The organism is Pseudomonas sp. NY5710, from assembly GCF_013305665.1.
Taxonomy (GTDB): Bacteria; Pseudomonadota; Gammaproteobacteria; order Pseudomonadales; family Pseudomonadaceae; genus Aquipseudomonas; species Aquipseudomonas juntendi.
Window position 1 is genome coordinate 5,398,762 of record NZ_CP045554.1, and the last position, 25,728, is coordinate 5,424,489.

The following is a 25,728-nucleotide window of genomic DNA, read 5'->3' on the forward strand; positions in this document are numbered from 1 at the left end:
AGAAAGAGCATGTAGCATCAGGCTCAAAAAGGACTATCAGCACCACTGATCCGCTTCATCTTGAAGCTTGCAACTTGCAGCTTGCAACTTGCAGCCGGATCCGAAGGACCCATCAATTGAACCAGAACTGGCACGCGACACTGATTCGCCACCTGCTGTTGCTGATCAGCGTCTGCCTGATCGGCGGGCTTATCAGCGGCTACTACGGCTGGAGCCTGGCCATTGGCCTGGCACTGTACCTGGGTTGGACCCTCAAGCAACTGCTACGCCTGCATGACTGGCTCCGCAACCATCAGCCCGACGAGGCGCCGCCCGACGGCTATGGCCTGTGGGGCGAGGTGTTCGACAGCATCTACCACCTGCAGCGCCGGGACCAGCGTGTGCGGGGCCGCCTGCAAGCGGTGATCGACCGCGTTCAGGAGTCCACTGCTGCGCTGCGGGATGCGGTGATCATGCTCGACAGCGACGGCAACCTGGAGTGGTGGAACCGCGCCGCCGAGACCCTGCTGGGCTTTAAAACTCCACAGGACGGCGGCCAGCAAGTCACCAACCTGGTTCGCCACCCGCGCTTCAAGGAGTACTTCGAGGCAGAAAACTACCTCGAACCGCTGGAAATCCCCTCACCGATCAACGACCGCATGCGGCTGCAGTTGCACATCACCCGCTACGGCAACAACGAGCACTTGATGCTGGTGCGCGACGTCACCCGCATTCACCAGCTGGAACAGATGCGCAAAGACTTCGTCGCCAACGTGTCGCACGAATTGCGCACACCGCTGACCGTCATCACCGGCTACCTGGAAACCCTGCTGGACAACGTCGAGGACGTGAACCCGCGCTGGCGCCGGGCCTTGCAGCAGATGAGCCAGCAAGGCTCGCGCATGCAGACGCTGCTCAACGACCTGTTGCTGCTGGCCAAGCTGGAGGCCACCGATTATCCGTCGGACAACCAGCCAGTGCCGGTCGATGCCCTGCTGGCCGCCATCAAGAACGACGCCCAGGCGTTGTCTGGGCCGCGCAACCAGCGCATCACGCTGCAAGCGGCCCCCGGCGTGCAGCTCAAGGGCAGCGAGTCGGAGCTGCGCAGCGCCTTTTCCAACCTGGTGTTCAACGCCGTCAAATACACCCAGGATGAAGGCGATATCCGCATCCGCTGGTGGGCTGATGCCCAGGGCGCGCATTTGTCGGTGCAGGACTCTGGCGTGGGCATCGATGCCAAACACCTGCCACGCCTCACCGAGCGCTTCTACCGGGTGGATTCCAGCCGGGCCTCGAATACAGGCGGCACCGGGCTGGGGCTGGCCATCGTCAAGCATGTGCTTATGCGCCACCGCGGCAAGCTGGAAATCAGCAGCGTCCCGGGGCATGGCAGTACCTTCACCTGTCATTTTGCCCCGGCACAATTGGTCAACAGCAAGGTCTGAGCAACTCAGGGCCCTTTGCTTTTGCAGCCCCAGCCGCTACATTGGATCCCCTGTGCCAGCAAAAGCTGGCACTTTTTTTCTCTCCATTTCTAAGACGGACCCCGTAAAAACTCCATCATGGACCCTTCCCCTGGTATCAGCCTCAGTTCGTTATTCGCCGATTTCGGCATGATCATCTTTGCCTTCCTGCTGGTGCTGCTCAACGGCTTCTTCGTTGCGGCAGAGTTCGCCATGGTCAAGCTGCGCGCCACCCGCGTGGAGGCCATTGCCGAAGAGCATGGCTGGCGCGGCAACATTCTGCGTAAAGTCCACAACCAGCTGGACGCTTACCTGTCAGCCTGCCAATTGGGTATCACCCTGGCCTCGCTGGGCCTGGGCTGGGTCGGGGAACCGGCGTTTGCCCACCTGCTGGAACCGCTGCTGGCGTATTTCGGCGTCGACTCACCGGAACTGATCAAAGGCGTGTCGTTCTTCGTCGCCTTCTTCGTCATTTCGTACCTGCACATCGTTGTCGGTGAGCTGGCGCCCAAATCCTGGGCCATCCGCAAACCGGAGCTGCTGTCGCTGTGGACTGCCGTACCCCTGTACCTGTTCTACTGGGCCATGTACCCGGCCATCTACCTGCTCAACGCCAGCGCCAACACCATCCTGCGCATCGCCGGCCAGGGCGAGCCGGGGCCGCACCACGAGCACCACTACAGCCGTGAAGAACTGAAACTGATCCTGCACTCCAGCCGTGGCCAGGACCCCAGCGACCAGGGCATGCGCGTGCTGGCTTCGGCCGTGGAAATGGGCGAGCTTGAAGTGGTCGACTGGGCCAACTCGCGCGAAGACATGGTCACCATAGACGCCCATGCGCCGCTGAAGCAGATCCTGGCCCTGGTGCGCCGCCACAAGTTCAGCCGCTACCCGGTGTACGACGCCGAGCGCGAGGAATTCACCGGCCTGCTGCACATCAAGGACCTGCTGCTGGAGCTGGCGGAGCTGGAACACTTGCCCGAAGTCATCGACCTGGACGACCTCGCCCGGCCGCTTGAGCGCGTATCGCGCCACATGCCACTGGCCCAGTTGCTGGAGCAGTTCCGCAAGGGTGGTGCGCACTTTGTGCTGGTCGAAGAAGCCGATGGCAAGGTGATCGGCTACCTGACCATGGAAGACGTGCTGGAAGTGCTGGTCGGCGATATCCAGGACGAGCACCGCAAGACCGAACGCGGCATCCTCGCCTACCAGCCGGGCAAGCTGCTGGTCCGTGGCGACACGCCGCTGTTCAAGGTGGAGCGCCTGCTGGGGGTGGACCTTGACCACATCGAGGCGGAGACCCTGGCTGGCCTGGTCTACGAGACGCTAAAGCGTGTGCCTGAAGAAGAAGAGGTGCTGGAAGTCGAAGGGCTGCGGATCATCATCAAGAAGATGAAAGGGCCGAAGATCGTGCTGGCCAAAGTGCTCAAGCTGGATTGACGGCCATGGGGCTGCCGCGCAGCCCCGCTCGATTTGCGCACGCCTACAGGCGCGGCCTTGTGCCCCGATGGCCTGCAAAGCAGGCCAGACGCTCTCAAGGGTTACCCGCAGTAAAGTCCGGCAAGCCGCTGAGCGGCCTGTCGAACCGGTAAGGGATCGACTCCAGCGCCAAGCCTACGTTGCGCTGCACCACGAAATGCAGGTGTGGCCCGGTGCTGTTGCCGGTATTGCCCGACTTGGCCAGCATCTGCCCCTGGCGCACCCGCTGCCCCTCCTTCACCACCACCGAGCCGCGCATCAGGTGCAGGTACACGCCCATGGTGCCGTCCGAGTGCAGCACCCTGACAAAGTTGCCCGACGGGTTGGGTTCGCGCCCGCTCTGGCCATTCTGCGTTTTCACCACCACCCCTTCGCGCGCCGCGATAATGGTGGTGCCTTCGGGCATGGCGATATCCATGGCATAGCGCCCCTTTGGCCCAAAATGGCTGATCCGGCCATTGGGGCCCTGGGTCACGCGGAACGGCCCGCCAAGCCACGCGAACCCGTAGCGGAAGCCCTGCGGCCGCTTGCCCGGGTCACCCATGGCCTGCAGCAGGGTCGAGCGGTAATTCAGCAACAACCCGGGCCGCCCCCTCAGCACGCTGAGCATTTGCGTGGTGCCCGGTGGCAGCAGCCGGCGCACGATACGCGGGGCGTCACCGCCCTGGGCGTTCACCAGGTTGTCCAGGCGCAGCTCGACCTCGACCGGAACATGCAGTTGGTTGCGTGCCGAAAAGCTCACACCGCCGTCGAACACTTTCGCGTTCAGGAACACTTGGCCTTCGAGCGTTTCGACCATGGGCTCAAGCAAATTCAACGGCCTGGCGCCAGGGCCGGGGCGGTCGGAATAGGAAATGACACCGGACTCGTCGGTGCTCTTGTAAAGGGTCACACCCAGGCTCGACGCCGAGGCCATGAGCAGTGCACAGAACAGCAGCAGGCGCGCGGGCATGATAGTGGCTTTTTGACAGTTGAGGTCTGTCGAAGACTAGCAGCAGGTTGAGTGGCGGGTATTGCAGTTGGTCGGATGGCTCAGGCTGTGCAGGCTTTTGCAGGAGCGGCCTTGCGCAGCCCGATCGCGACGCAAGGTGCCCCTGTACAAAGCGCAGTTTGTAGCAGTGGCTCAGGCCCCTGGGGTGAAATGCTTCTGCGCGGTGCCACGGGCAATCAGCCGCGACAGGTAATCGAGCTTCTGCGCATCCTGGTCGACGAACTTGAAGGTCAGTTGCAGCCAATCGCTGTCCGGCTTGGGCTCCAGCGCCGCTACGGCGTGCAGATAGCCGTTCAGCCGGGCGACTTCGGCGCTTTCGCCTTGCTCCAGGTCCAACACTGCACCTTCCAGCACTTGCGGCAGCACATCGCCGCGGCGTACCACCAGCAGAGCCTCTTTCAGGCTTAACGCCTTGATCACGCACGGCTGCATGCCACCGGCCAGGCGCAGTTGCCCTTGCCCCCGACCGGTCGGGGTGGCCGCGGCTGGCGTGGGCGCCTTGGCCGCTGGCTTGGCAGCAGCCGGTGCCAGTGCCGGCGCTGCAACCTTTACCGCCTCCGGCTTGCCGGCGGTCAGCGCACTCAACGAATCGTTGGCGAACGCCGGGTTGGCGCGCGCCGGGGCGATGGCCATCAGGCTGTCGAGCTTGCCGATCCTGGTCAGGGCCTTTTTCACCTTGGTCAGCAACTGCTCATTGGTGAATGGCTTGCCGACAAAATCGGAAACGCCGGCCTGGATCGCCTGGATGACGTTTTCCTTGTCGCCACGGCTGGTCACCATGATGAACTGCAGGTGCTTCAACGCAGGCTGCTGGCGGCACCAGGTGAGCAGTTCCAGGCCCGACATCTCGGGCATTTCCCAGTCGCACAGCACCAGGTCGAACGCCTCCTTGCCCAGCATGGCCATGGCCTTGCGACCATTGACGGCATCGTCGATCGTCATGCCCGGGAAGGCACTGCGCAGGCACTTGCGGACCAGGTCGCGGATAAACGGGGCGTCATCCACGACCAGCACATTCACTTTACTCATCGAAACTCCTTCTGAACCCGACTAGCCTACTGCCAAATACTGGCTACTTGCTACCACCTGGTAACGCCGGGCGTTCATCCGATCGTTCGCGGGTGCCTGCCGGCTCTCGGCCGTAAACTAAAACGCCCGGCCAAGGCCGGGCGTCGCTGCTCGGGGGCAACCTTACTTATCGTCAGATTCACCAGGAACATTAGCCTTTTCGCCATCGGCGGGCGCGGTGCCCTGCACTTCTGCAGTCATTCGCTTGAGGCCCATGTGACGCACATCGGTACCGCGGACCAGGTAAATCACCAGCTCGGAGATATTGCGTGCATGGTCGCCAATCCGTTCCAGTGAGCGCAGCACCCAGATCACGCTCAGTACCCGCGAAATCGAGCGTGGGTCTTCCATCATGTAGGTCACCAGTTCACGCAGCGCGGTCTTGTACTCCCGGTCGATGGTCTTGTCGTACTGAGCCACGGACAGTGCCAGGTCGGCGTCGAAGCGGGCAAAGGCGTCCAGTGCATCGCGGACCATGTTGCGCACCTGGTCGCCGATGTGGCGCACTTCCACATAGCCACGTGGCGACTCGCCTTCTTCACACAGCTGGATGGCCCGGCGGGCGATCTTGGTCGATTCGTCACCAATGCGCTCCAGGTCGATCACCGACTTGGAGATACTGATGATCAGGCGCAAGTCGGAGGCCGCCGGCTGCCGACGGGCAAGGATACGCAGGCATTCCTCGTCGATATTGCGCTCCATCTGGTTGATCTGCTCGTCAACCTCGCGCACTTGCTGGGCCAGGCCCGAATCGGCTTCGATCAGCGCGGTGACCGCGTCGTTGACCTGTTTTTCAACCAGCCCGCCCATGGCCAGCAGGTGGCTGCGCACCTCTTCCAGCTCGGCGTTGAACTGCTGGGAAATGTGGTGGGTAAGGCTTTCTTTGTTGATCATGCTGTCGCTCCGCGAAGTTGCTAGCCGCTAGCTGCAAGCTTCAAGTGGTTCGTGTCGTTCCCTGGCTCCGCGCTAACCGCTTCATCTTGCAGCTTGCAGCTCGAAGCTTGCAGCTGCGCCAAAGGCGCTCTTAGCCGTAGCGACCAGTGATGTAGTCTTCGGTCTGCTTCTTCGCCGGGTTGGTGAACAGGGTATCGGTGTCGCCAAACTCGACCAGCTTGCCCATGTACATGAACGCGGTGTAGTCCGAAACACGGGCAGCCTGCTGCATGTTGTGGGTCACGATGACGATGGTGTACTTGGCTTTGAGCTCGTAGATCAGTTCCTCGACCTTGAGGGTCGAGATCGGGTCCAGCGCCGAGCACGGCTCATCCAGCAGCAGCACCTCAGGCTCCACGGCGATGGTGCGGGCGATGACCAGACGTTGCTGCTGTCCACCAGACAGGCCCAGGGCCGACTCGTGCAGGCGGTCCTTGACCTCGTCCCACAGCGCCGCGGCCTTCAACGCCCATTCAACGGCCTCGTCGAGCACGCGCTTCTTGTTGATGCCCTGGATGCGCAGGCCATAGACCACGTTTTCGTAAATGGTCTTGGGAAAGGGGTTGGGCTTCTGGAACACCATGCCCACACGGCGGCGCAGCTCGGCGACATCTTCGCCCTTGCGGTAGATGTTGTTGCCATACAAGTTCACGGCACCCTGCACGCGGCAACCGTCAACCAGGTCGTTCATGCGGTTGAACGTGCGCAGCAAGGTCGACTTGCCGCAGCCGGACGGGCCGATGAAAGCCGTCACGCGCTGCTTGGGGATGTTCATGCTGACATCGAACAAGGCCTGCTTGTCGCCGTAGAACAGGCTCAGCCCCGGTACCTCGATGGCCACGGTTTCTTCGGCCAGGCGCAGGCCCTGCTTGCTGCGGCCCAGGGCAGACATGTCGATGCCGTGGGTGTGGGATTCGTTCTGCATGGTTGACTCCGTTTGTAGCTGCAAGCTTCGAGCTGCAAGCTGCAAGTTTGGGCAAAGCGGCAATCTGCTTGGAGCTTGCCGCTTGTGGCTTAAAGCTTCAATCAGCTGTCCAGCGCCTTGTATTTTTCGCGCAGGTGGTTGCGGATCCAGACCGCCGACAGGTTCAGGGCCGCGATCACCAGCACCAGCAACAGCGCCGTGGCGTAGACCAGCGGCCGCGCGGCTTCTACGTTGGGGCTCTGGAAGCCGACGTCATAGATGTGGAAGCCCAGGTGCATGATCTTCTGGTCCAGGTGCAGGTATGGGTAGTTACCGTCAACCGGCAGCGACGGCGCCAGCTTCACCACACCCACCAGCATCAGCGGCGCCACCTCGCCCGCAGCGCGGGCCACGGCGAGGATCATGCCGGTCATCATCGCCGGGCTGGCCATGGGCAAGACAATCCGCCATAGCGTTTCGGCCTTGGTCGCACCCAGCGCCAGCGAGCCTTCACGCACCGTACGCGGGATGCGCGCCAGGCCTTCTTCGGTGGCCACGATCACCACAGGCACTGCCAGCAGCGCCAGGGTCAGCGACGCCCACAGCAAGCCTGGCGTACCCAGAGTAGGCGCGGGCAGGGCTTCGGGGAAGAACAGGCGGTCGATCGAGCCACCCAGCACATACACGAAGAAACCCAAACCAAATACGCCGTAGACGATCGCCGGCACCCCCGCCAGGTTGTTCACGGCAATGCGAATCAGCCGGGTTACCGGCCCCTGTCTTGCGTATTCACGCAAGTAGACTGCCGCAAGCACGCCGAACGGTGTGACGATCACGGCCATGATCAGGGTCATCATCACAGTACCGAAGATGGCCGGGAAGATGCCGCCCTCGGTGTTGGCTTCACGCGGGTCATCGCTCAGGAATTCCCAGACCTTGGCAAAGTAGGTGCGCAGCTTGGTAAAAGCAGACATGCCGTTAGGCTGGAGGGCGTGCACCACCTTGTTCAGGCTGATTTCCACTTCACGGCCGTTACCATCGCGGGCCACCAGGCTATCACGCGCAAGTGCCTGGTGCAGGCCGCCGAGGCGGGCTTCGATAGCCTGGTAGCGGCTGTTCAATTCGGCGCGCTCGGCGTCCATGTCCGCCTGGGCGGTAGCGTCCAGCTTGCCGTCCAGTTCCAGCTTGCGGGCGTGCAGCCGCAGGCGCTCCAGGCCATGGTTGATGGCCCCGATGTCTCTCTTTTCCAGCTGCTGCAATTCACCGTTGAGCTGGTTGGCACGCTTGAGCCGCGCTTGCAACTCGCTCCAGGCAGCCGGGCCTTCGGCAACCACCCGGCCCTGTTCCTTGACGCTGACCAGGTAGCCATAGAAGTTGCCCCACTCGCGGCGCTCCAGGGCCATCAGGTCGGCCGGGTGCTGCTCGTCGACCAGCCAATCGCCGACCACCCAGGTGAAATCGCTGCCATAGAGGTCGCGGTTACCCACCTTGATCAGTTCACGGCTCATGAACTCCGGGCCTTGGTCCGGTACCGGCAGCCCGGCACCTTTGAGGCGGGCACGCGGCACGTCCTCCTGCTGCACCACTTCGCCAATCACCACTTGGTCAGCCTGGCCCGGCACCTGATAGGTGGCCTGCACCAGGTCGGCCGGCCAGAAGTGGCCCAGGCCGCGCACGGCGATGACCGCCAACAGGCCCACGGTCATGATCACCGCCATGGCCACTGCGCCGCCGCTCATCCACACACCGGGGGCGCCGCTCTTGAACCAGCCTTTGAGGGAATCCTTTTTCACGGATCGCTACCTTTCTATCAAAGCGACGAGTATTTCTTGCGCAGACGCTGGCGAATCAGCTCGGCCAAGGTGTTCATGACGAAGGTGAACATCAGCAGTACCAGCGCGGCCAGGAACAGCACGCGGTAGTGGCTGCCGCCGACTTCCGATTCGGGCATTTCCACGGCTACGTTGGCGGCCAGGGTGCGCATGCCCTCGAACAGGTTCATTTCCATCACCGGCGTATTGCCGGTGGCCATCAGCACGATCATGGTTTCGCCCACTGCGCGGCCCATGCCGATCATCAGCGCCGAGAAGATGCCCGGGCTGGCGGTGAGGATGACCACACGGGTCAGGGTCTGCCAGGGGGTGGCGCCCAGCGCCAGCGAGCCCAGGGTGAGGCTGCGCGGCACGCTGAACACGGCGTCTTCGGCGATGGAGTAGATGTTGGGGATGACCGCAAAACCCATGGCGATGCCGACCACCAGGGCATTGCGCTGGTCATAGGTGATGCCCAGATCGTTGGTGATCCACAGGCGCATGTCGCCAGCAAAGAACCAGTTTTCCAGGTGCGGGCTCATGGCCAGGGCGAACCAGCCGATCAGCAGGATCACCGGGATCAGAATCGCCGCTTCCCAGCCGTCAGGTACCCGCAGGCGTATCGCCTCTGGCAGGCGGGTCCAGGTGAAGCCCACCAGCAGAATGCCGAACGGCATCAGCAGGAACAGGCTGAAGACCCCCGGCAGGTGACCTTCCAGGTAGGGGGCAAGGAACAGGCCGGCGAAGAAACCGAGGATCACCGTCGGCATCGCCTCCATCAGTTCGATCACCGGCTTGACCTTGCGCCGCATGCCCGGGGCCATGAAGTAAGCGGTATAGATGGCGGCGGCGACCGCCAGCGGAGCTGCCAGGATCATGGCGTAGAACGCGGCCTTGAGCGTACCGAAGGTCAGCGGCGACAGGCTGAGCTTGGGCTCGAAGTCGGTGTTGGAAGCGGTCGACTGCCAGACGTACTTAGGCTCGTCGTAGTTCTCGTACCAGACCTTGCCCCACAAAGCGCTGAAGGAAATTTCCGGGTGCGGGTTGCGCAGACTCAGTGGCAGCAGCTTGCCGCCTTGTTCGATGATGATACGGTTGGCACGCGGCGACAGGGCCAGGATGCCCGCGCCTTCGGCGACGGGTTCGACCAGCAGCGTACGGTGCGCCGTACTGTGGAACACACCCAGCTGGCCGTTCGCGTCAAGCGCGATGAAGCCCTTGCGGCGCTCTTCGGCGTCGATCTGCACGATCGGTGCCTTGCCCAGCTGGAAGGTACGGATCTGCTTGAGGCGCGATTCGCCGTCCGGGTCGCGGGCCATGAACCACTGGGCCAGGCCGCCCCTGGAGTCACCGACGATCAGCGAAATGCCACCCACCAACTGCCCCGTGGCGGTCACTTCGGTGTCGGCACTGTCGGCCAGTTTATAGCGGCCGTTGAGGCTCTTGTCGCGCAGGCTGAACACGTCGGCCGTGGCCCTGCCGTTGATCACATATAACCAGTGCTGCCGCGGATCGATGAAAATGTTCTTCACCACCTCGGTCATCTGCGGCAGGACGATGCGGTTCTGCTCCGTGGTGACTTCTTCGGTCAGCATGTTCTCGCTACGGGTCAACTCCAGCACCTGCAGTTGCGCACCAGTGGAGCCGGCCAGCACCAGGGTGTCGCCGTTGGCATTGACGCTCACGTGCTCCAACGCACGGCCCTGCTCGTCGAGCACGAATGGCTGCTCGCCGTAGGGGTAGTCGATGCTGGCGGTAATCGCCTTCTGATTGTTCGGGTAGGTGATCTTGTAGGCGTGGTGGAACACCAGCGCCTGACCGTTGGACAGGCCCAGCACCACCAGCGGGCTGCCCGGCTGGTCGGCCCCGATAGAGGTGACCTGGGTACCGGCGGGTACCGGCAGGTCGATGCGCTTGAGCGCTTGGCCGGTCTTGGCATCGAAGAACAACGCCTGGCCCTTGTCCGAAACCCGCATGCCCACCAGGTTCTGCTCTTCCAGCGCGATCATCAGCGGCTTGCCGGCATCCTGCTGCAGCCAGGTTGGCTGCAAGGCTTGCTTGCGCGTCAGCTCGGCGCCCTGGAACAGCGGCAGCACCACATAGGCCAAGTAGAAGAAGATCAACGTAATAGCCGCCAAAACGGCAAGGCCGCCCACCAGGACATACCAGCGGGTCAGGCGATCCTTGAGCGCGCGCAAGCGGCGCTTGCGTTGCAACTCGGGCGTATTGAAATCAATGCGCACGGGCTGGGGTTTTTGGGTCATGTTGGAGTTGGCCAGATCATTCATGCGCACACCCTAGCGGTCCCGTGTGACAAAAACATTACAAAATGGTGACGCGCGAAAGCCCGCCGCACAGGTTACCTGGCTTCGGGCCGGGAATTAGGGGAAGAGGCCGGGCGGTGGCACCGGCCTCCCGCAACTACTTACTGCTTGGCAACACTACCGGCATGCGACAGGCCCAAATCTGCCAAGGTCTTGTCGACGACCTTGGCCGGCAGCGGGATGTAGCCATCCTTGACCACCACCTGCTGCCCAGCCTGCGATAGCACCAGCTTGACGAACTCGGCTTCCAGCGGCGCCAGTGGCTTGTTTGGCGCCTTGTTCACGTACACGTACAGGAAGCGCGACAGTGGGTAGGTGCCGTTCAGGGCGTTGGCTTCGTTGTCTTCAACGAACGCGCTGCCTTCTTTCTTGGCCAGGGCTACGGTCTTGACGCTGGCGGTCTTGTAACCGATGCCCGAGTAACCGATGCCGTTGAGCGAAGAGCTGATCGACTGCACGACCGAGGCCGAACCAGGCTGTTCGTTGACGTTAGGCTTGAAGTCGCCTTTGCACAGGGCTTCTTCTTTGAAGTAGCCATAGGTACCGGAGACCGAGTTGCGGCCGAACAGCTGAATCGGTTTGTTGGCCAGGTCGCCGGTCACACCTACATCACCCCAGGTCTTGACGTCGGCCTTGCCCCCACACAAGCGGGTCGAGGAGAAGATGGCATCGACCTGCGCCATGGTCAGGCCCTTGATCGGATTGTCCTTGTGCACGAACACGGCCAGCGCATCGACGGCAACAGGAATGGCGGTCGGTTTGTAGCCGTACTTCTGCTCGAAGGCTTGCAGCTCGACGTCCTTCATCTTGCGGCTCATCGGGCCGAGGTTGGCAGTGCCTTCGGTCAGCGCAGGTGGCGCGGTGGAGGAACCCGCCGCCTGGATCTGGATGTTTACGTTCGGATATTCCTTCTTGTAGGCCTCGGCCCACAGCGTCATCAGGTTAGCCAGGGTGTCGGAACCAACGCTGGAGAGGTTGCCCGAAACACCGGTGGTCTTGGTGTAGGTCGGGATCGCAGGATCGACAGCGGCCACCGCGTTGGCGGTTGCAACGCCAGCGGCGGCGAACGTGAGGGCCGCCATCAAACGCTTCAGTTTCATGCCTTGCTCCTAGCAGGAATATTGGGGTGCTGGATGGAACGGGCCCCAGTATCGGCAGGCCGCATGAACACCATATGACCTAATTGTGACAAATGGATTAAAGGCCATCACCCATTATTCGCGATGGCCTGCGCGTATATCGATGTGAACAAGCGGTGAGCTAAAACTCCCGGCGGTCCCTGAACATGATGTAGACGGGGCACAGATCAGAACCATCTGGAAACACCACGATGTAGTCATCGAATTTAACCTGTGCCAGGTCGGCAAAGCGCTCGATCAACGGCACCAGGGGCATGCTCAAAAATCCGATGCTGGGAGGGCTCGAAGGGTCGCGGCGAGCATAGGGAGCTCTGCCCGTCTGCCATTGCACTGTCACAGGCGCGGCCCCCTCGCTTGTGAATAGGTAGGACTGCAGTGAGGCATCCCAACCAGCCGCTCGAACCCGTACACGTGAGGGGACGATCTTGCCTTGTGTAGCGGTCATGACCACATGTGAGTAACGCGTGAAAGGCTTGACCCCTGTAGAGGTGCCATTTGTGGCGCCGCCCACGGTTGAACAAAGACGCACAGGTAGATCCACTTCGCCACGCTCTGCTGCCAGCACGGCCCAGTCTGTGCGCTCACTCTCGAGCATCTCAACCAACGGCACCGTAACGGCAAAGCGGGGGTCGTCACTGGGGGTACTCAATACGAACTCGACTACATCCGCATAAGTGCCGGGGTGGTCGCCCTGCAGCGATGCTGCTTGCCAATCCAGCTCAGCCACTGCGGAACGGAACGTTTTGACAAGTTGATGCTGCTGCTTGGCTACTTCCCGGGGCAAGCCTTGAACTGTGAGCAACGCGGGATGCAGACTTGCTGAATGGGCTGCTGCTTCCAATGTCAAAGACCCATAGCCCGGGCCAGTCGCCGTGGCCTTCGCCAACTGGGCTATACAGGTTTCCAGGCTTTCGATCAGTTCTACGCCGCGGGCGTACAAGGCGGGTTGACGCACCTGTGCCGAGGCCAAGGCTGCTGCATGACACTGGCTGCTGGCAGTGATTTCACGCAGCACGACGGCTTGAGTCGCAGCATTGAGGAACGGGCTGGTGGCATCTCGCTTGGCGCCATCGAGGGCGAATTTGACGGGCATCTGCAAACGCGTGAGCTTGTCGAAGGCGGCTTTGGCTTGATGCTGGGCAAGTTCCAGGGCGCGCAAAGCGGCGAGGCTTGCTGCCAGTTGCTGCTCAGGTGTGCCGCCGGCTGGGGCGCGGGCCAATTGCTGTTCCAGAGCGGTAAACTTCAGTGTGCCCTGCTGCTCGGCAGCCTGGATCTCAGCGGCCAGTTTTCGCACTTTTTCCAGATTGCGATTGGAGGACTGGCTGGCTCGCTGCGCGGGGGTCAGCATTTGGCGAACGGGCGGTGGTTGCAAGGTCTGGCCTTTGAACGCCGCACGGCCGTTCTGCTGATGCCAGGACTTTATCGTAGCAACTATGTGCTTCGGCGAGTTGATGCTGTCGGTTTCATCAGCGTTTGAATAGAACAGGAGATCGCTACCGGCGGGGTGGCCGACAATGCTGTCGAAGTGGGCGATCCACGCGTCATGCGAGGCCTTGTCGGCGTCGGCATGCCAAATAGCTTCGACCAGACTAAGAAAGGAGTTTTCTTCGTACTGACTCAGCTCGGGTCTAAGTTCCATTACATATTCCTTATTCGCCAGCTTGCTGTTTAGCCTCATCACGCATGCGATCGAAGCCAGTTTTCTCCAACGCAAAAGCCACGCCGGTGACATTCATAGCTACGTCATACTTGAAGAGAACGATTATCCCAGGGTACTTCTGGTCGAGTAAGTGGAATTTATCCCAACCCCCTACTTCGCCCATAGGCAGCGGCATTTTAAATGGGCCCCTCGACTCAATTGGCTCGCCAAAAATATTTAAGGCTATATCACGGGTTATACACTTTATATAGGGCTCTGGAAGTTCATGCTGATATACGGTATTCGTTGTGGCTGTCTCGACAAGCGACACAATCACTGATTCAAACTCTTTGTTTTCCGCCCAAAAACACAAATTCAAACCCGACGCCGCCTCCAGATACAAGGTCAAAGCCCCAGGATAGATCTCTATAAAATCAACAGCCGGCACAACACCTTCGGCTACTAGTTTTGCGTGCGGCCTACCTAGATTTGTAAGATAGGACTCTAACTGCTGCGCATTCATATATATAGTCCTTTTTGTTGGTGCAACTCATGCAATTTCCGCCGCGCGCCCTCTATTTCATCCTCAGTAAAGCCGTATTCAAGAAGACCCGGTTTTAAAGCATCCATGTTGTTATCTACTGCTGCCCGAAGGTCAGATGCATCTTTGAGCTGCCTGGCCTGATTATTCCTCCCACCATAAGTCTGGCTGAACTTTCTGTGCACCTCCGCGGGAATCACCACACTGGGCGCTGCTTCCAACAACTCCTTGATGTCACTAGGTTGCAACTGTGGGAAATTAATGCTCAGAAAATACTGATACGCTTTACGGGAAACAATATGGTCTACATCCATCTTATCGTTGATACTTCGACGCCGGAGATCCCTGTATTCACCGACCTCTAGAGGCCTGGCTGGTTCATAGTTAACCAACCCTGGCTGCGGCAGGTCTGTATCGCCACCAAACCCAGGAATTATGGCCCCAGTCTCACCCGGATTCTCACCCGGAAGTATTTCAAGACTTGGCCCTACAGGTTCGGTGGGTGCCCCAGGCAGAATACCCGGGAGTGGCGGTACTTCCGGCAAGTGCGTCGGACCGAGGAGTTCCGCGCCAGGTGCCGCCAACGGTGTCCAGGTGCGCGGCGGTTGGCCTTGAACGATGGCAGGGTCAAGGTAGAGCGCCACACTGGATGCGAACCAGGGCTTGAACGGTTGGACAACCGTCAATACACCTTGAGTGTTGCTGGGCTTGTGGATTCTCAGCTGATCCAGATCGTAGAGCCCGGAGCCAACCCCGGCAGTTGCCACATGGCGCAGTTCGAACTCGCGCCGGACCCCATTCCAGCTCGCTTTCGGTGCCACAGGCGGAAAACCGCTGAGGATGCGCCTCTGATTCAGTTCGTCGAACTGATCGAGCAACCCCAGATCCGCTGCGATAGCCCGCCATACCGCACTTTCGAAAGCCGGCGTGTCAGTGAACAATCGGCCGCGCAGTTGGGCACCGACCTGGGCAGGTACTGCCACGCCGGATGGGGTGCCGCTGGTGGACCACCAGTTGGCAGCAGCCACCTGACCTTTGCCGCTGACAATTCCGGTACCCGCAGGAGAAACCGCGAAAGAGAAATACTGAGGTTGCTGGCCAGGCACACAGACAATGCAGTCATCGAAGCGAAGGTCCACACCTGCGCCGACGATGGCCGCTTCGGGAGCCAGCGCCAACACCCTGCCGCTGGGTGCGCTACTAGCTGATACAGCCGCCTCGCCGAGCACGATGGTTTTGCCGGTGGGCGTCTCGGCCTCGACCCGGTAGGTATCGGTCAAGGGGTCAAGAACGGCATTCCTTACCCGTACTTCGGACGCGATTCCGGCTCCCGTGGAAGCCACCGCTATCGCACTGCCACCCGGCAGATGCTCGATTCGGATGCGATGACTAAGACGGGCCGAACCACCCGCATTGGCAATGGCCTGCAGATCCTGCCCAGCCTCTACGCCCAGCAGATCAGCACGTATCCCCAAACCTTCGAGATGCCGCCTGCGCTGGGCTTCGGTCAACTCGCCATTAGCCAGCGTCGGCGAGTACAGCATGGCCGTTGCCGAAAGGCTGACAGCCTGCCCCGCACGAATCGCCGCGACCCTCAGCACCTCCTTCGCCGCATTGGCGATTGCCTGCTCCAAGGCCGCAGCCACATCCGCCGCAACCTGCGCGCCAGCCTGGCTGAGCAACACACCACCGGCCTGTGCAGCGGCAACAGGTGCCGCAAACGTGGAGGCTGCCTTTAACCGGAGCAGGCGCCGGTCTTCATCCGCCTGTTGCTTGTAACGAATCCGCGCTTTGCGCTGTTCAGCGTATAGGCGCTGCTGTTCCCAGCGTGCCTCTCGAGCCCTCCACAACTGCTCCTGTGTGGTTCCACCCGTAAAGCGGCCGAGCGCTCTGACAATTGCCTGATGGCCTCTTGCAGCAACCGGGCTTCGTGGGATGCTAGATAGGCTGCTTCCCAGTCGCGATGCAGTTCCTGCATCTGCACTTCGGTCGTCAAGCCTGAAAGCCGCGCAGCATAAGCGCCCGCGCTTGCACCTGGGCCAGCGAAGGCAGCTGCTCGGGCCTGATACTCGGCCAGCGCGCCTTGTTTTGCGGCAATAAGCCCTTCTGTCTCGTTCCGCGCCTTGGTGATCTGGTAGAGCTGCCAGCGTTCGCTGCCGTCATACTCTGGACGCTTGCGCGCCGCGCTTATTTCATCCTGAAGCGCCTGTGCCAGGGCTTTCGACTGTTGGGCGAAATGAGCATCGAGTTGCGCCCTCCGACCCTCTCGTGCCTGGCCGTATGTAGCAACCCGCTGGCGATGCGCTAACTCCAGTGCCTCGGCACGAGCCGCCGCAGCGGCAGCCTGGCGTGCCTGGTCCTCGGCCTTCGCTCGGGCAAGCGCAGCAGCGCGAGCTCTCGCCCGCTTTTTCCGACGACGCCGGCTGGAGCCTCCAAAGCCTCCGCCGAAGCCGCCGCCGCCACCAATGCTGAAGAAACCTCCGCCACCACCGCTTGAGCCGGAAGAGCCCGGGGTGATGACAACCTCACCTGTCGAATTTTCGTTGAATGTATTTTGAGCCATACAGAGTCTCCTTATCTGCATGGCCGATAGTTGTTAAAAAGCCGAGTGAGGCTGCGCTACATATTTATCGAGATCTACCTAACACACTCCCCCTCTCTATACTCACTCAAATTAAAACAAGAACACCCCTACATACAAAGCCAACGCTTCCTACAACCACCAAATCAATACACATTGAAACAAATCCACACTGGCAGCCACGCTCAACAAGTGCAAGGACTTGGCAAATCTTCCCCGTGCACTTGATAAAGGAGTAAAAGAATGTTCGATAGATTAAGCAACAGAGAAGACTTCACGTTACCCACAATCTGGCCTGAGATACTTATTAAGTTACTGAAGCGAAACTACCCCATCATCAGCTTTGCGAAGACAAAGGCGATATGATTACAGACACCCTCGATTGTAGTGCCGGTAGCCATACTGAAAAACTTCGATTTTGCATATATATTAATTCGCAGCCGAACGCACCCATCAATTACTGAAGCGGTGGCAAATAATTATTTGTCAGCCAGCCCTCCTGGTTTTGTATTTATAGGGCAGGAATCAGAAACCGCCACACCACTTCCCGGTCTGGAGCTAGGGTTCTCTGCAGGGCCTTTGGTTCTGGAATGCGTGCATGTCAACTTGATTAGCAGGATTTGCCAAGAACAACCTTATCAAGGCATGCTGCCTGATCGTTTACAGGGGCTCTCAACCCGAACAGAAGCCCGCGACAGGTTGGGCCCTCGGCGCAGCTCTCAGCCGCCTCTAAGGATGCCCCTGCCTTTGGGCGATACCGGAGGCTGGGACGTGTTTGCATGGAAAAATACAAACAACGCCCCCATCAGCATCATGTGCCAATACAACACCAAGCTACAGGTTTGCGACTTGGCCGTCTTCAGGGATGGACCCTCAACTCAACGTTTCTTCGCCAGCAGATAGAGCCCTACCAGCAAGCCGAGGACGCACAACCCCGCCACATAGTAGGCCGGCGCCATAGGGCTGACCTTGAGCAGCGCCGTCACCACCATCGGCGTCAGCCCGCCAAAGATCGCGTAGGCCACGTTGTACGAGAACGACAACCCACTGAAGCGCACCACCGCCGGGAACGCCTTGACCATCACATAAGGCACCGCGCCGATCACCCCCACGCACAGGCCGGTTACCGCATACAGCGGGAACAGCAGCTCTGGCCGGGTTGGCAAGCTGTGGTAGAAGGTCCAGGAGGTTATTAGCAGCAACAGGCTACCAATCACGAACACTCGGCCCGCGCCAAATCGGTCTGCCAGGCTGCCAGCGCTGATGCAGCCGACGCTGAGCAGTACGATGGCCAGGCTATTGGCCTTGAGCGAATCGGTGGGGCTGACGTGGTAGATGCTCTGCAACAGCGCCGGGGTCATCAGGATGAGCACGACGATGGCCGCCGACAGCATCCAGGTCAGCAGCATCGACAGGATGATCGCGCCACGATGGTCGCGCAGCACCGCACGCAGCGGGAGCTCTTCCGCCAGGGCCTTGCGCTGCTGCATCTCGGCGAATACCGGCGTTTCGTGCAGCCAGCGGCGCAGGTAGACCGAGAACAGGCCGAACACGCCACCCAGCAGGAAGGGTATGCGCCAGGCGTAATCCGCGACTTCTGCAGGGCTGTAGACCGTGTTGATCAGCGTGGCGACCAGCGACCCCAGCAGAATGCCCGAGGTCAGGCCGGCCGTGAGGGTGCCGCAGGCGTAACCGGTGTTACGCGCCGGTACGTGCTCGGAAACGAACACCCAGGCGCCCGGCACTTCCCCTCCGATCGCAGCGCCCTGGATAACCCGCATCAGCAGCAGCAGGATGGGTGCCCACATGCCGATCTGGGCATACGTTGGCAGCAACCCCATGATCAGCGTCGGCAGGGCCATCATGAAAATGCTCAGGGTGAACATCTTCTTGCGCCCCAGCAGGTCGCCAAAGTGGGCCATGATGATGCCGCCCAGCGGCCGCGCCAGGTAACCGGCCGCGAAGATGCCAAAAGTTTGCATCAGGCGCAGCCACTCGGGCATGTCGGCCGGGAAGAACAGCTTGCCGACCACCGTGGCGAAGAACACGAAGATGATGAAGTCGTAGAACTCCAGCGCCCCGCCCAGTGCGGACAGTGAGAGGGTCTTGTAGTCACTGCGGGTCAGCGGCCGCGAGGGCTGCTCGATACTGCTCGGCACGGAAGTCATCGCTGGTTATTCTCTTTGTAGGGCATGCAGGCCGCTTGGCGCGCGGCTTCTGGATTGGGAGACCAGCGAAGATAGCAAATTGCCGAGGCGTGCTGATAGCGCTACAAAAACCCAACAGATATTCACGAATGTGCGGTCGTCGCTGGCCGTTATGCTCTATATACTGGCAACTCGTAGGAAAAGGTTGCGCCTAACGTGGGATGTTGTGCGAAAACGCCGGTCTTTATTGTCAGGCGGTTTCGCAGAGTTTCCCTACGGCCGCCCAGTGAAACGAAATCGGCGTAGTATGTTCCAGGCTGAATCGTTTACCCGGCCCTTGCGCCACACCAACGAAAGCGTCACGGGTCAGAGGCCCCATCGCATGATTGAGCTCGAACAAGAAGATCCTATCCCGCAGGGCGACCTGGCCTTGCAGATCACCGCCCTGCCGCGGGAAACCAACGGCTTTGGCGACATCTTCGGCGGCTGGCTGGTCGCCCAGATGGACCTGGCCGGCACTGCCATGGCCAGCCGTGTCGCCGGTGGCCGGGTAGCGACCGTGGCCATCGACCGCATGGCGTTCCTCGTGCCGGTCGCCGTGGGTGCGCAGCTGTCGTTCTATACCCAGACCCTGGAAATCGGCCGTAGCTCGATCCAGATGATGGTCGAAGTGTGGAGCGACGACCCGCTGTCCAGCGAATGGCGCAAGGTCACCGAGGCGGTATTCGTCTTCGTCGCCATTGACGGCAGCGGCCGCACGCGCTCGGTGCCTCGTCGCTGAGCCTTGCCGGCGGTAAACTCATTGCAGGTGCCCGGGTCCAAGGCCCACTGGCAATCAATGAGACAAATGCAATGGCAACCTTCCAGGTCGTAACCGAGCAACATGGCGAACTGAACTGCTGGCGTATCAGCAGCAACCACGCCGAACTCCTGATCGCCCAACAGGGCGCACAGATCCTCAGCTACCAGCGGGTGGGCGAGCCGCCGCTGCTGTGGCTGAGCGACCAGGCCATCTTCCGCAAGGGCAAGTCGGTGCGCGCCGGGGTACCCGTGTGCTGGCCGTGGTTCGGCAACCTGCAGCGCAACCCCCAGGCTGTGCAGGCCATGTACAACGGTGCGCAGGCGCCTGCCCACGGCCTTGCGCGCGCCCGAGACTGGCAATTGCTGGGTATCGAGGAAGTCGGCCAGCAACTGCAGATCGAATTCGCGCTGCCAGAAGCGCAGGGTCAACTGCCCGACTGGCCGCATTCAGTCGAACTGAAACTGATGGTAGCGCTTGGCGCAGACCTGAAACTGAACCTCACCAGTCGCAACGTGGGCACTGCACCAGTCACCATCAGCCAGGCCCTGCACAGCTACTTTGCGGTCAGTGACGTGCGCCAGGCCCGGGTCGAAGGGGTGGAGGGGCTGGGTTACATCGAAACCTTGGCTGGCTGGCAACAGCGCCAGCAGCAGGGGCCGCTCACGTTCACCGGGGAGACTGACCGGATCTACCTCGGCGCCCCGCAAACGCTGAGCATTGTCGACCCGCACTGGAAACGGCGGATAACCCTGACCAGCAGCGGCTCGCGTTCGGCGGTTATCTGGAACCCCTGGACCGAACGGGCCAGGGAGCTGCCGGACATGGCCGATGAGGGTTGGCAGGGGATGCTGTGCATCGAGACGGCGAATGTATGGGATGACCCGGTGGAGTTGAAGCCTGGGGCCAGTCATTCGCTGGGCGTGGTGCTGGCTAGCGAAGCGCTTTGAGGCCCCGGGACCACTGCGCGGTCCTTTCGCGACGCAAGGCCGCTTGTGTCTTGAGAGAGGATTAGAAGCTGGAGTGAGAGCGGTGAATGACAAGCTGAATGCCGCAGGTGCCTAGAGCACGAGTAGGAGCAGAAGCTGTCATTCACCGGCACGGTGGTCACGTCCCCCGCAGCGAACACCCCTGTGCGAGTCTTCCTGGTACGACTCAATGCGATGCTCAGGACTGGCGAGCCTTGGCTGGATCTGGTGTTGCCTCAGCCGAAGAGGGTATAGATCAACAGCCAAAATGCAGGACTCGAAGATCACACGGCTCCTGTGGGAGCGGGCGTGCCCGCGAACACCGGCGCAGCCGGTGCCAGACACCGCATCGCCTGCTTCGCGGGCAAGCCCGCTCCCACAATGAATCGCGCAGGCTTTTCAAGTTTTGGGAAAGACAGTTGCTCCTACTGGCGATCGCGTGCCGCTGCAGGTGCGGCCTTGTTTGGCGAGGGCTCAGAGGTCGGCGTCTTCCACCACTCTTACCTTTCCGGCATCCAGCGCATAGGCGGCATCGGCCAGATCATTGCTGACTTTCTCCACCTTCAATTTGCCGGTGACCCACAGTGGGGTGTAGATGTCATCGATCTTCAGGCCTTTCGGGTAGCGCACCAGCACCAGCTGATTGGGCGGCGGAGGCGGTACATGGATGCACGCGCCCGGGTACGGCACCAAGAAGAACAACGTGCTGTTACCCTTGGCATCGCTTTCCAGCGGTACCGGGTAACCGCCCAGGCGGATGTCCTTGCCATTCATGGCTGGCACGGTCTTGGTGGAATACATCACCGCCGGCAGGCCCTTGCTCTGCTTGAGGCCGCCCTTGTCGGTGAAGGTACCCATGGCTTCCGGCGAGTTATGGTCGATTTCGGGCATTTGCTCAAGCGCCTTCTGGTCCGACTTGGGCATCAGCTCCAGCCAGTCGGTTTCAGGCAGTTCGGCATGGGCCAGGGTGCTGGCCAACAGCAGGGGCAGGAGAAAAAAGGCACGCATGACAATGCTCGGCAACTCGATGGAATTGCCGAGCATTCTAACCGGTATTCAGCGTTTCTTGATGAACCCGTAGATCACCAGAAGGACAATGGCACCGACCAGCGCGCCGAAGAAGCCCGCTGCCTGCCCAGCCTGGTAAATGCCCAGCGCCTGGCCGCCATAGGTGGCCAACAGCGAACCGGCAATACCCAGCAGGATGGTCATGATCCAGCCCATGCTGTCGTCGCCTGGTTTGATGAAGCGGGCCAGCAGGCCGACGATGAGGCCGATGAAGATGGTTCCGATGATGCCCATGGCAATCCCTCTGCAGTGAAAATGGAACAAGCCAAAGCCTAGTCAGCACTTCGGCTTGTTGCCATTTCAGAGGGCAAGCCACTGGTAGAAGTTCGATCAGTTGCTGATCAGGGCCTCTACCTCGGCAATTTTGCGCTCGAGGGTAGCCATGTCGTGGCAGCGCAGGGTGGCGTGGCCAACCTTGCGGCCGGCCTTGAAAGCCTTGCCGTAGTGGTGCAGGTGGCAGCCATCGATGGCGATCACCTTGTCCACGGCAGGCACTTCACCGATGAAGTTGAGCATCGCACTCTCGCCCACCTTGGCAGTGGAGCCCAGCGGCAGGCCGGCCACCGCGCGCAGGTGGTTCTCGAACTGGCTGCATTCGGCACCTTCGATGGTCCAGTGACCGGAGTTGTGCACGCGCGGGGCGATTTCGTTGGCCTTCAGGCCACCGTCAACTTCGAAGAACTCGAACGCCATCACGCCCACGTACTCCAGCTTTTGCAGTACACGGCCTACATAGTCTTCAGCCAATGCCTGCAACGGGTGTGCCTGGCTGGCCACCGACAGGCGCAGGATGCCGCTCTCGTGGGTGTTGTGCACCAGCGGGTAGAAGCGGGTTTCGCCATCACGGGCCCGTACGGCCACCAGCGAGACTTCGCCGGTAAAGGGTACAAAGCCTTCCAGCAGGCAGGGCACACTGCCCAGTTCGGCGAAGGTATCAACCACGTCCTCAGGCGTGCGCAGCACCTTCTGGCCCTTGCCGTCGTAACCCAGGGTACGGGTTTTCAAAACGGCCGGCAGGCCGATGCTGGCGACTGCGGCGTCGAGGTCGGCTTGCGAGAGGATGTCGGCGAAAGCCGGGGTAGGAATACCCAGGTCGCGGAACATGCTTTTCTCGAACAAGCGGTCCCGGGCGATGCGCAGCGCTTCGGCACTGGGGTAGACCGGTACGAACTGCGAGAGGAAAGCCACGGTTTCGGCCGGGACGCTCTCGAACTCGAAGGTCACCAGGTCAACTTCGTCAGCCAACTGGCGCAGGTGCTCCTGATCGCCGTAATCGGCCCGCAGGTGCTCGCCCAGAGGCGCAGCGCAAGCATCGGGCGCCGGGTCGAGGAAAGCGAAATTCATGCCCAGCGGGGTACCCGCCAGGGCCAGCATGCGGCCCAGCTGGCCGCCACCGATTACACCGATCTTCATGGGTTGAGCCTCAAGCCTGGCGCGGGTCTGGGTTGTCCAGCACGGTGTCGGTCTGTTCCGTGCGGAATTGCTTCAGCGCAGCGTGGAATTGCGGGTATTTGGCGCCCAGGATGCTGGCCGACAACAGCGCCGCATTGACTGCACCCGCACGGCCGATGGCCAGGGTGGCAACCGGTACGCCGGCGGGCATCTGCACGATCGACAGCAGCGAGTCGACGCCCGAGAGCATCGACGACTGCACCGGCACGCCCAGCACCGGCAGGTGGGTCTTGGCGGCGCACATGCCCGGCAGGTGGGCAGCGCCACCAGCACCCGCGATGATCACCTCGATGCCACGGCCCTCGGCCTCTTCGGCGTACTGGAACAGCAGATCCGGGGTGCGGTGGGCGGACACCACCTTCACTTCGTAGGGAATGCCGAGTTTTTCCAGCATATCGGCGGTGTGGCTAAGGGTGGACCAATCGGACTTGGAGCCCATGATCACGCCAACCAGTGCACTCATCGTCGAGCCTCTCCTGCAAGCGCCTTCTGGCGCGCTATAAAGCAACAAGCCACGCGGGTAGGCCGGCGTGGCTTGTCATACGGATTCTAATCGGCCCGGTGGCCGAAGGCGCGGGATTGTAGCGTACTTGCAGGCGGGCCGCCCACCCCTGCAAGCACATGAGAGATAAAAGGGCAAGCTGTCTCGCGGGACAACTTTTTCCGGCTGCGATGCGTAACGGCAGTTGCAAGAGGATTGAACACCCCTGTTCAACCTTCTCGGAGAAAAAGATGGCCAGATCATTTCTTGCCTCACTGCTGGTTTGCATGACGATGGCCCTTCAGGCCTCCCCCACATGGGCTGCGAGAACCTTGGTGGTTACTATCTATCCGCACGATGAACTAGCCGATGTGAGCGACAAACAGATCGATAAAGACTACGTGCAGCCGTGGCTGGAAGAAATGCGCAGAATCAGCGATCACTCAATTGAGATCGTCTTCGCGCGTGATGTAGCAGGCATTACCGATATTCCTTATCGCCAGATGCCTCCAGAAGATACCCACAGGGTCTTCACCGCTGCAGCGCATCCACAGTTCAGGTGGCAGAAATCGATTTTGCTGACGCGCGATAGTTTCGGCCTCAACAGCGAAGGCGCAGAACACCTTGGCCTGGCCAAATTGGGCTATGCCCACGCGATCGTCTCAATGGCCAGCTATGGCACCCTGGGGCATGAACTGGGTCACTTGATGAACGCCACTCACGAGGCAGCAGAGATACGCTACAACCCATGGCCATGCGAGACCTTTGTTTATCCGGCCCGCTTCTCGCTTCGGGCCAATTGCTACCGCTACAGCGACCAGAACAGAGTGACAATCGTCAATCACCTTGATCACGCGCTTCGTAACTGAAGAGGCTCACTCTGGCGCAGGCGTATTTTCCAGCTTGCGCCAGAGTAGCCGCACATTGGCCTTGCGCACCAAGGCGCACCGGTACAGGCGGATTTCCAGGGGTACATGCCACTGGCTTCCTCCGCAGATCGCCAACTCACCGCGTTCCAGCTCGCCCCGCATCGAAAGCCGCGGCACCCAGGCAATGCCCATGCCTTCCAGCGCCATGCTCTTCAGGCTGTCCGCCATGGCGGTTTCGTAAACGGTGGTATAGCGCACATTGCGCTGGCGCAGCAGCAGGTTGACCGACCGCCCGAGGAAGGCCCCGGCAGTATAAGCCAGCAGTGGCACGCTACTTTCACCTTCCAGGTCGAACATCGGCCTGCCGTCGGCGTCCACCGCGCATACCGGCACCATTTCGGTATTGCCCATGTGCAGCGACGGGAAGATCTCGGCATCCATCTGCAAGGCGGCGTCTGGGTCGTAGAACGCCAGCATCAGGTCGCAACCACCCTCGCGCAGTGCATGCACGGCATCCCCCACGTTAGTCGCAACCAGGCGAGTGGCGATGTTCAGGCCGTCATTACGCAGTTGCGCTACCCAGCGAGGGAAAAAGCCCGACGCCAACGAGTGCGCGGCAGCCACCTGAATCACCTCCCCCTGACCACCTTCCAGGTGATGCAGATGGCGGAGAATTTCGCCCAACTGGTCGACAACCGTGCGCGCCGTAACCAGAAACAGCTGCCCGGCCTCGGTCAGCTCTATCGGCGTGCGGGAACGGTTCACCAGTTGCAGGCCCAACGCTGCCTCAAGGCTGCGGATACGCCGGCTGAAGGCCGGTTGGGTGACGAAGCGCCGCTCTGCCGCCTGGGAAAAACTGCGGGTGGCAGCCAGCGCACTGAAGTCTTCCAGCCATTTGCTTTCAAGGTTCACGAAGCACATCTCCCGTCGTGCACCAAAATGGAACACGCTCGAATTTCAATTGGCGTCACATGAATCACTATGCCGTTTGTGCATAGGTTAGCGTGCAACAGCATTGGCCGCAAAATCCCCTTAAGGCCTAGGATTGGCGCCATTCCGGCATGTGCCGGGTCAACATCGAGATGATATACA

At 60.9% G+C, this 25,728-nt stretch carries 22 protein-coding genes; 5 read left to right on the plus strand and 17 right to left on the minus strand.

Translation table 11 applies throughout. The features are described from left to right. The first annotated feature begins 116 nt into the window (after positions 1-116). Together phoR and GEV39_RS24835 are read left to right on the plus strand one after the other, a co-directional pair. Entirely contained in the window at positions 117-1,424 is a 1,308-nt protein-coding gene (phoR, locus tag GEV39_RS24830; protein ID WP_173891579.1) for a phosphate regulon sensor histidine kinase PhoR, read from the plus strand. A gap of 117 nt (positions 1,425-1,541) precedes the next feature. Further along, on the plus strand, positions 1,542-2,882 hold the full coding sequence (locus GEV39_RS24835) for a hemolysin family protein (protein WP_173891580.1): 1,341 nt from the start codon (positions 1,542-1,544) through the stop codon (positions 2,880-2,882). 94 nt (positions 2,883-2,976) lie between these two features. Here the strand turns inward: GEV39_RS24835 and GEV39_RS24840 are convergent, their stop codons facing one another. From GEV39_RS24840 to GEV39_RS24890, 12 genes are all read right to left on the minus strand, one after another. Then, positions 2,977-3,873, minus strand: coding sequence for a peptidoglycan DD-metalloendopeptidase family protein (locus tag GEV39_RS24840; protein WP_173891581.1), 897 nt, complete (start codon positions 3,871-3,873; stop codon positions 2,977-2,979). 171 nt (positions 3,874-4,044) lie between these two features. Further along, positions 4,045-4,941 carry a response regulator gene (locus GEV39_RS24845; RefSeq protein ID WP_173891582.1) on the minus strand — a complete coding sequence of 299 codons (897 nt, stop codon included), beginning with the start codon at positions 4,939-4,941 and terminating at the stop codon, positions 4,045-4,047. Positions 4,942-5,103: 162 nt separating this feature from the next. Next, complete coding sequence (gene phoU / locus GEV39_RS24850) at positions 5,104-5,874, minus strand: phosphate signaling complex protein PhoU (RefSeq protein ID WP_009684510.1); 771 nt, start codon at positions 5,872-5,874, stop codon at positions 5,104-5,106. 130 nt (positions 5,875-6,004) lie between these two features. Beyond that, positions 6,005-6,838: a phosphate ABC transporter ATP-binding protein PstB gene (pstB, locus tag GEV39_RS24855; RefSeq protein WP_009684509.1), complete on the minus strand. Its 834-nt coding sequence runs from the start codon at positions 6,836-6,838 to the stop codon at positions 6,005-6,007. 101 nt (positions 6,839-6,939) lie between these two features. Further along, positions 6,940-8,556 carry a phosphate ABC transporter permease PstA gene (gene pstA, locus GEV39_RS24860; protein WP_173891765.1) on the minus strand — a complete coding sequence of 539 codons (1,617 nt, stop codon included), beginning with the start codon at positions 8,554-8,556 and terminating at the stop codon, positions 6,940-6,942. Positions 8,557-8,627: 71 nt separating this feature from the next. After that, entirely contained in the window at positions 8,628-10,916 is a 2,289-nt protein-coding gene (locus GEV39_RS24865) for an ABC transporter permease family protein (protein WP_173891583.1), read from the minus strand. Between the two features lie 137 nt (positions 10,917-11,053). Then, positions 11,054-12,052 (minus strand): phosphate ABC transporter substrate-binding protein PstS, encoded by a 999-nt coding sequence (locus GEV39_RS24870; RefSeq protein ID WP_173891584.1) that lies wholly within the window; start codon positions 12,050-12,052, stop codon positions 11,054-11,056. Positions 12,053-12,212: 160 nt separating this feature from the next. Continuing rightward, positions 12,213-13,730 carry an S-type pyocin domain-containing protein gene (locus GEV39_RS24875; protein ID WP_173891585.1) on the minus strand — a complete coding sequence of 506 codons (1,518 nt, stop codon included), beginning with the start codon at positions 13,728-13,730 and terminating at the stop codon, positions 12,213-12,215. Positions 13,731-13,740: 10 nt separating this feature from the next. Beyond that, a complete protein-coding gene (locus GEV39_RS24880; RefSeq protein WP_173891586.1) occupies positions 13,741-14,253 on the minus strand; it encodes a DUF6392 family protein in 513 nt (170 codons plus the stop codon). Beyond that, on the minus strand, positions 14,250-15,956 hold the full coding sequence (locus GEV39_RS24885) for a pyocin-S2/colicin E7-DNase domain-containing protein (protein WP_283246102.1): 1,707 nt from the start codon (positions 15,954-15,956) through the stop codon (positions 14,250-14,252). The genes GEV39_RS24880 and GEV39_RS24885 overlap by 4 nt, the downstream gene beginning before the upstream one ends. A 50-nt stretch (positions 15,957-16,006) precedes the next feature. Continuing rightward, the gene (locus GEV39_RS26295) at positions 16,007-16,834 is read right to left on the minus strand and encodes a hypothetical protein (protein WP_249414307.1); all 828 of its coding nucleotides are present in this window, start codon (positions 16,832-16,834) and stop codon (positions 16,007-16,009) included. Positions 16,835-17,730: 896 nt separating this feature from the next. Then, positions 17,731-19,020, minus strand: coding sequence for an MFS transporter (locus GEV39_RS24890; protein WP_173891587.1), 1,290 nt, complete (start codon positions 19,018-19,020; stop codon positions 17,731-17,733). Positions 19,021-19,381: 361 nt separating this feature from the next. Here GEV39_RS24890 and GEV39_RS24895 point away from each other — a divergent pair, with 361 nt between their 5' ends. Both GEV39_RS24895 and GEV39_RS24900 read left to right on the plus strand, forming a co-directional pair. Beyond that, a complete protein-coding gene (locus GEV39_RS24895) occupies positions 19,382-19,780 on the plus strand; it encodes an acyl-CoA thioesterase (RefSeq protein ID WP_003253317.1) in 399 nt (132 codons plus the stop codon). A gap of 71 nt (positions 19,781-19,851) precedes the next feature. Continuing rightward, on the plus strand, positions 19,852-20,748 hold the full coding sequence (locus GEV39_RS24900) for a D-hexose-6-phosphate mutarotase (protein WP_173891588.1): 897 nt from the start codon (positions 19,852-19,854) through the stop codon (positions 20,746-20,748). Between the two features lie 492 nt (positions 20,749-21,240). Here the strand turns inward: GEV39_RS24900 and GEV39_RS24905 are convergent, their stop codons facing one another. The 4 genes from GEV39_RS24905 to purE all read right to left on the minus strand — a co-directional run bounded on the left by GEV39_RS24905 (position 21,241) and on the right by purE (position 23,749). Beyond that, positions 21,241-21,774, minus strand: a complete 534-nt coding sequence (locus GEV39_RS24905; protein WP_029886438.1) for a DUF3299 domain-containing protein — start codon at positions 21,772-21,774, stop codon at positions 21,241-21,243. 48 nt (positions 21,775-21,822) lie between these two features. Next, positions 21,823-22,068 (minus strand): GlsB/YeaQ/YmgE family stress response membrane protein, encoded by a 246-nt coding sequence (locus GEV39_RS24910; RefSeq protein WP_009684502.1) that lies wholly within the window; start codon positions 22,066-22,068, stop codon positions 21,823-21,825. 96 nt (positions 22,069-22,164) lie between these two features. Beyond that, the gene (locus GEV39_RS24915) at positions 22,165-23,247 is read right to left on the minus strand and encodes a 5-(carboxyamino)imidazole ribonucleotide synthase (RefSeq protein ID WP_029886439.1); all 1,083 of its coding nucleotides are present in this window, start codon (positions 23,245-23,247) and stop codon (positions 22,165-22,167) included. Positions 23,248-23,257: 10 nt separating this feature from the next. Next, complete coding sequence (purE, locus tag GEV39_RS24920; RefSeq protein WP_009684500.1) at positions 23,258-23,749, minus strand: 5-(carboxyamino)imidazole ribonucleotide mutase; 492 nt, start codon at positions 23,747-23,749, stop codon at positions 23,258-23,260. A gap of 269 nt (positions 23,750-24,018) precedes the next feature. Between purE and GEV39_RS24925 the strand changes: the two genes are divergently transcribed. Then, a complete protein-coding gene (locus tag GEV39_RS24925) occupies positions 24,019-24,636 on the plus strand; it encodes a zinc metalloprotease (RefSeq protein WP_173891589.1) in 618 nt (205 codons plus the stop codon). A gap of 6 nt (positions 24,637-24,642) precedes the next feature. Here the strand turns inward: GEV39_RS24925 and GEV39_RS24930 are convergent, their stop codons facing one another. Further along, entirely contained in the window at positions 24,643-25,548 is a 906-nt protein-coding gene (locus GEV39_RS24930) for a LysR substrate-binding domain-containing protein (protein WP_173891590.1), read from the minus strand. Between the last annotated feature and the right edge of the window lie 180 nt (positions 25,549-25,728).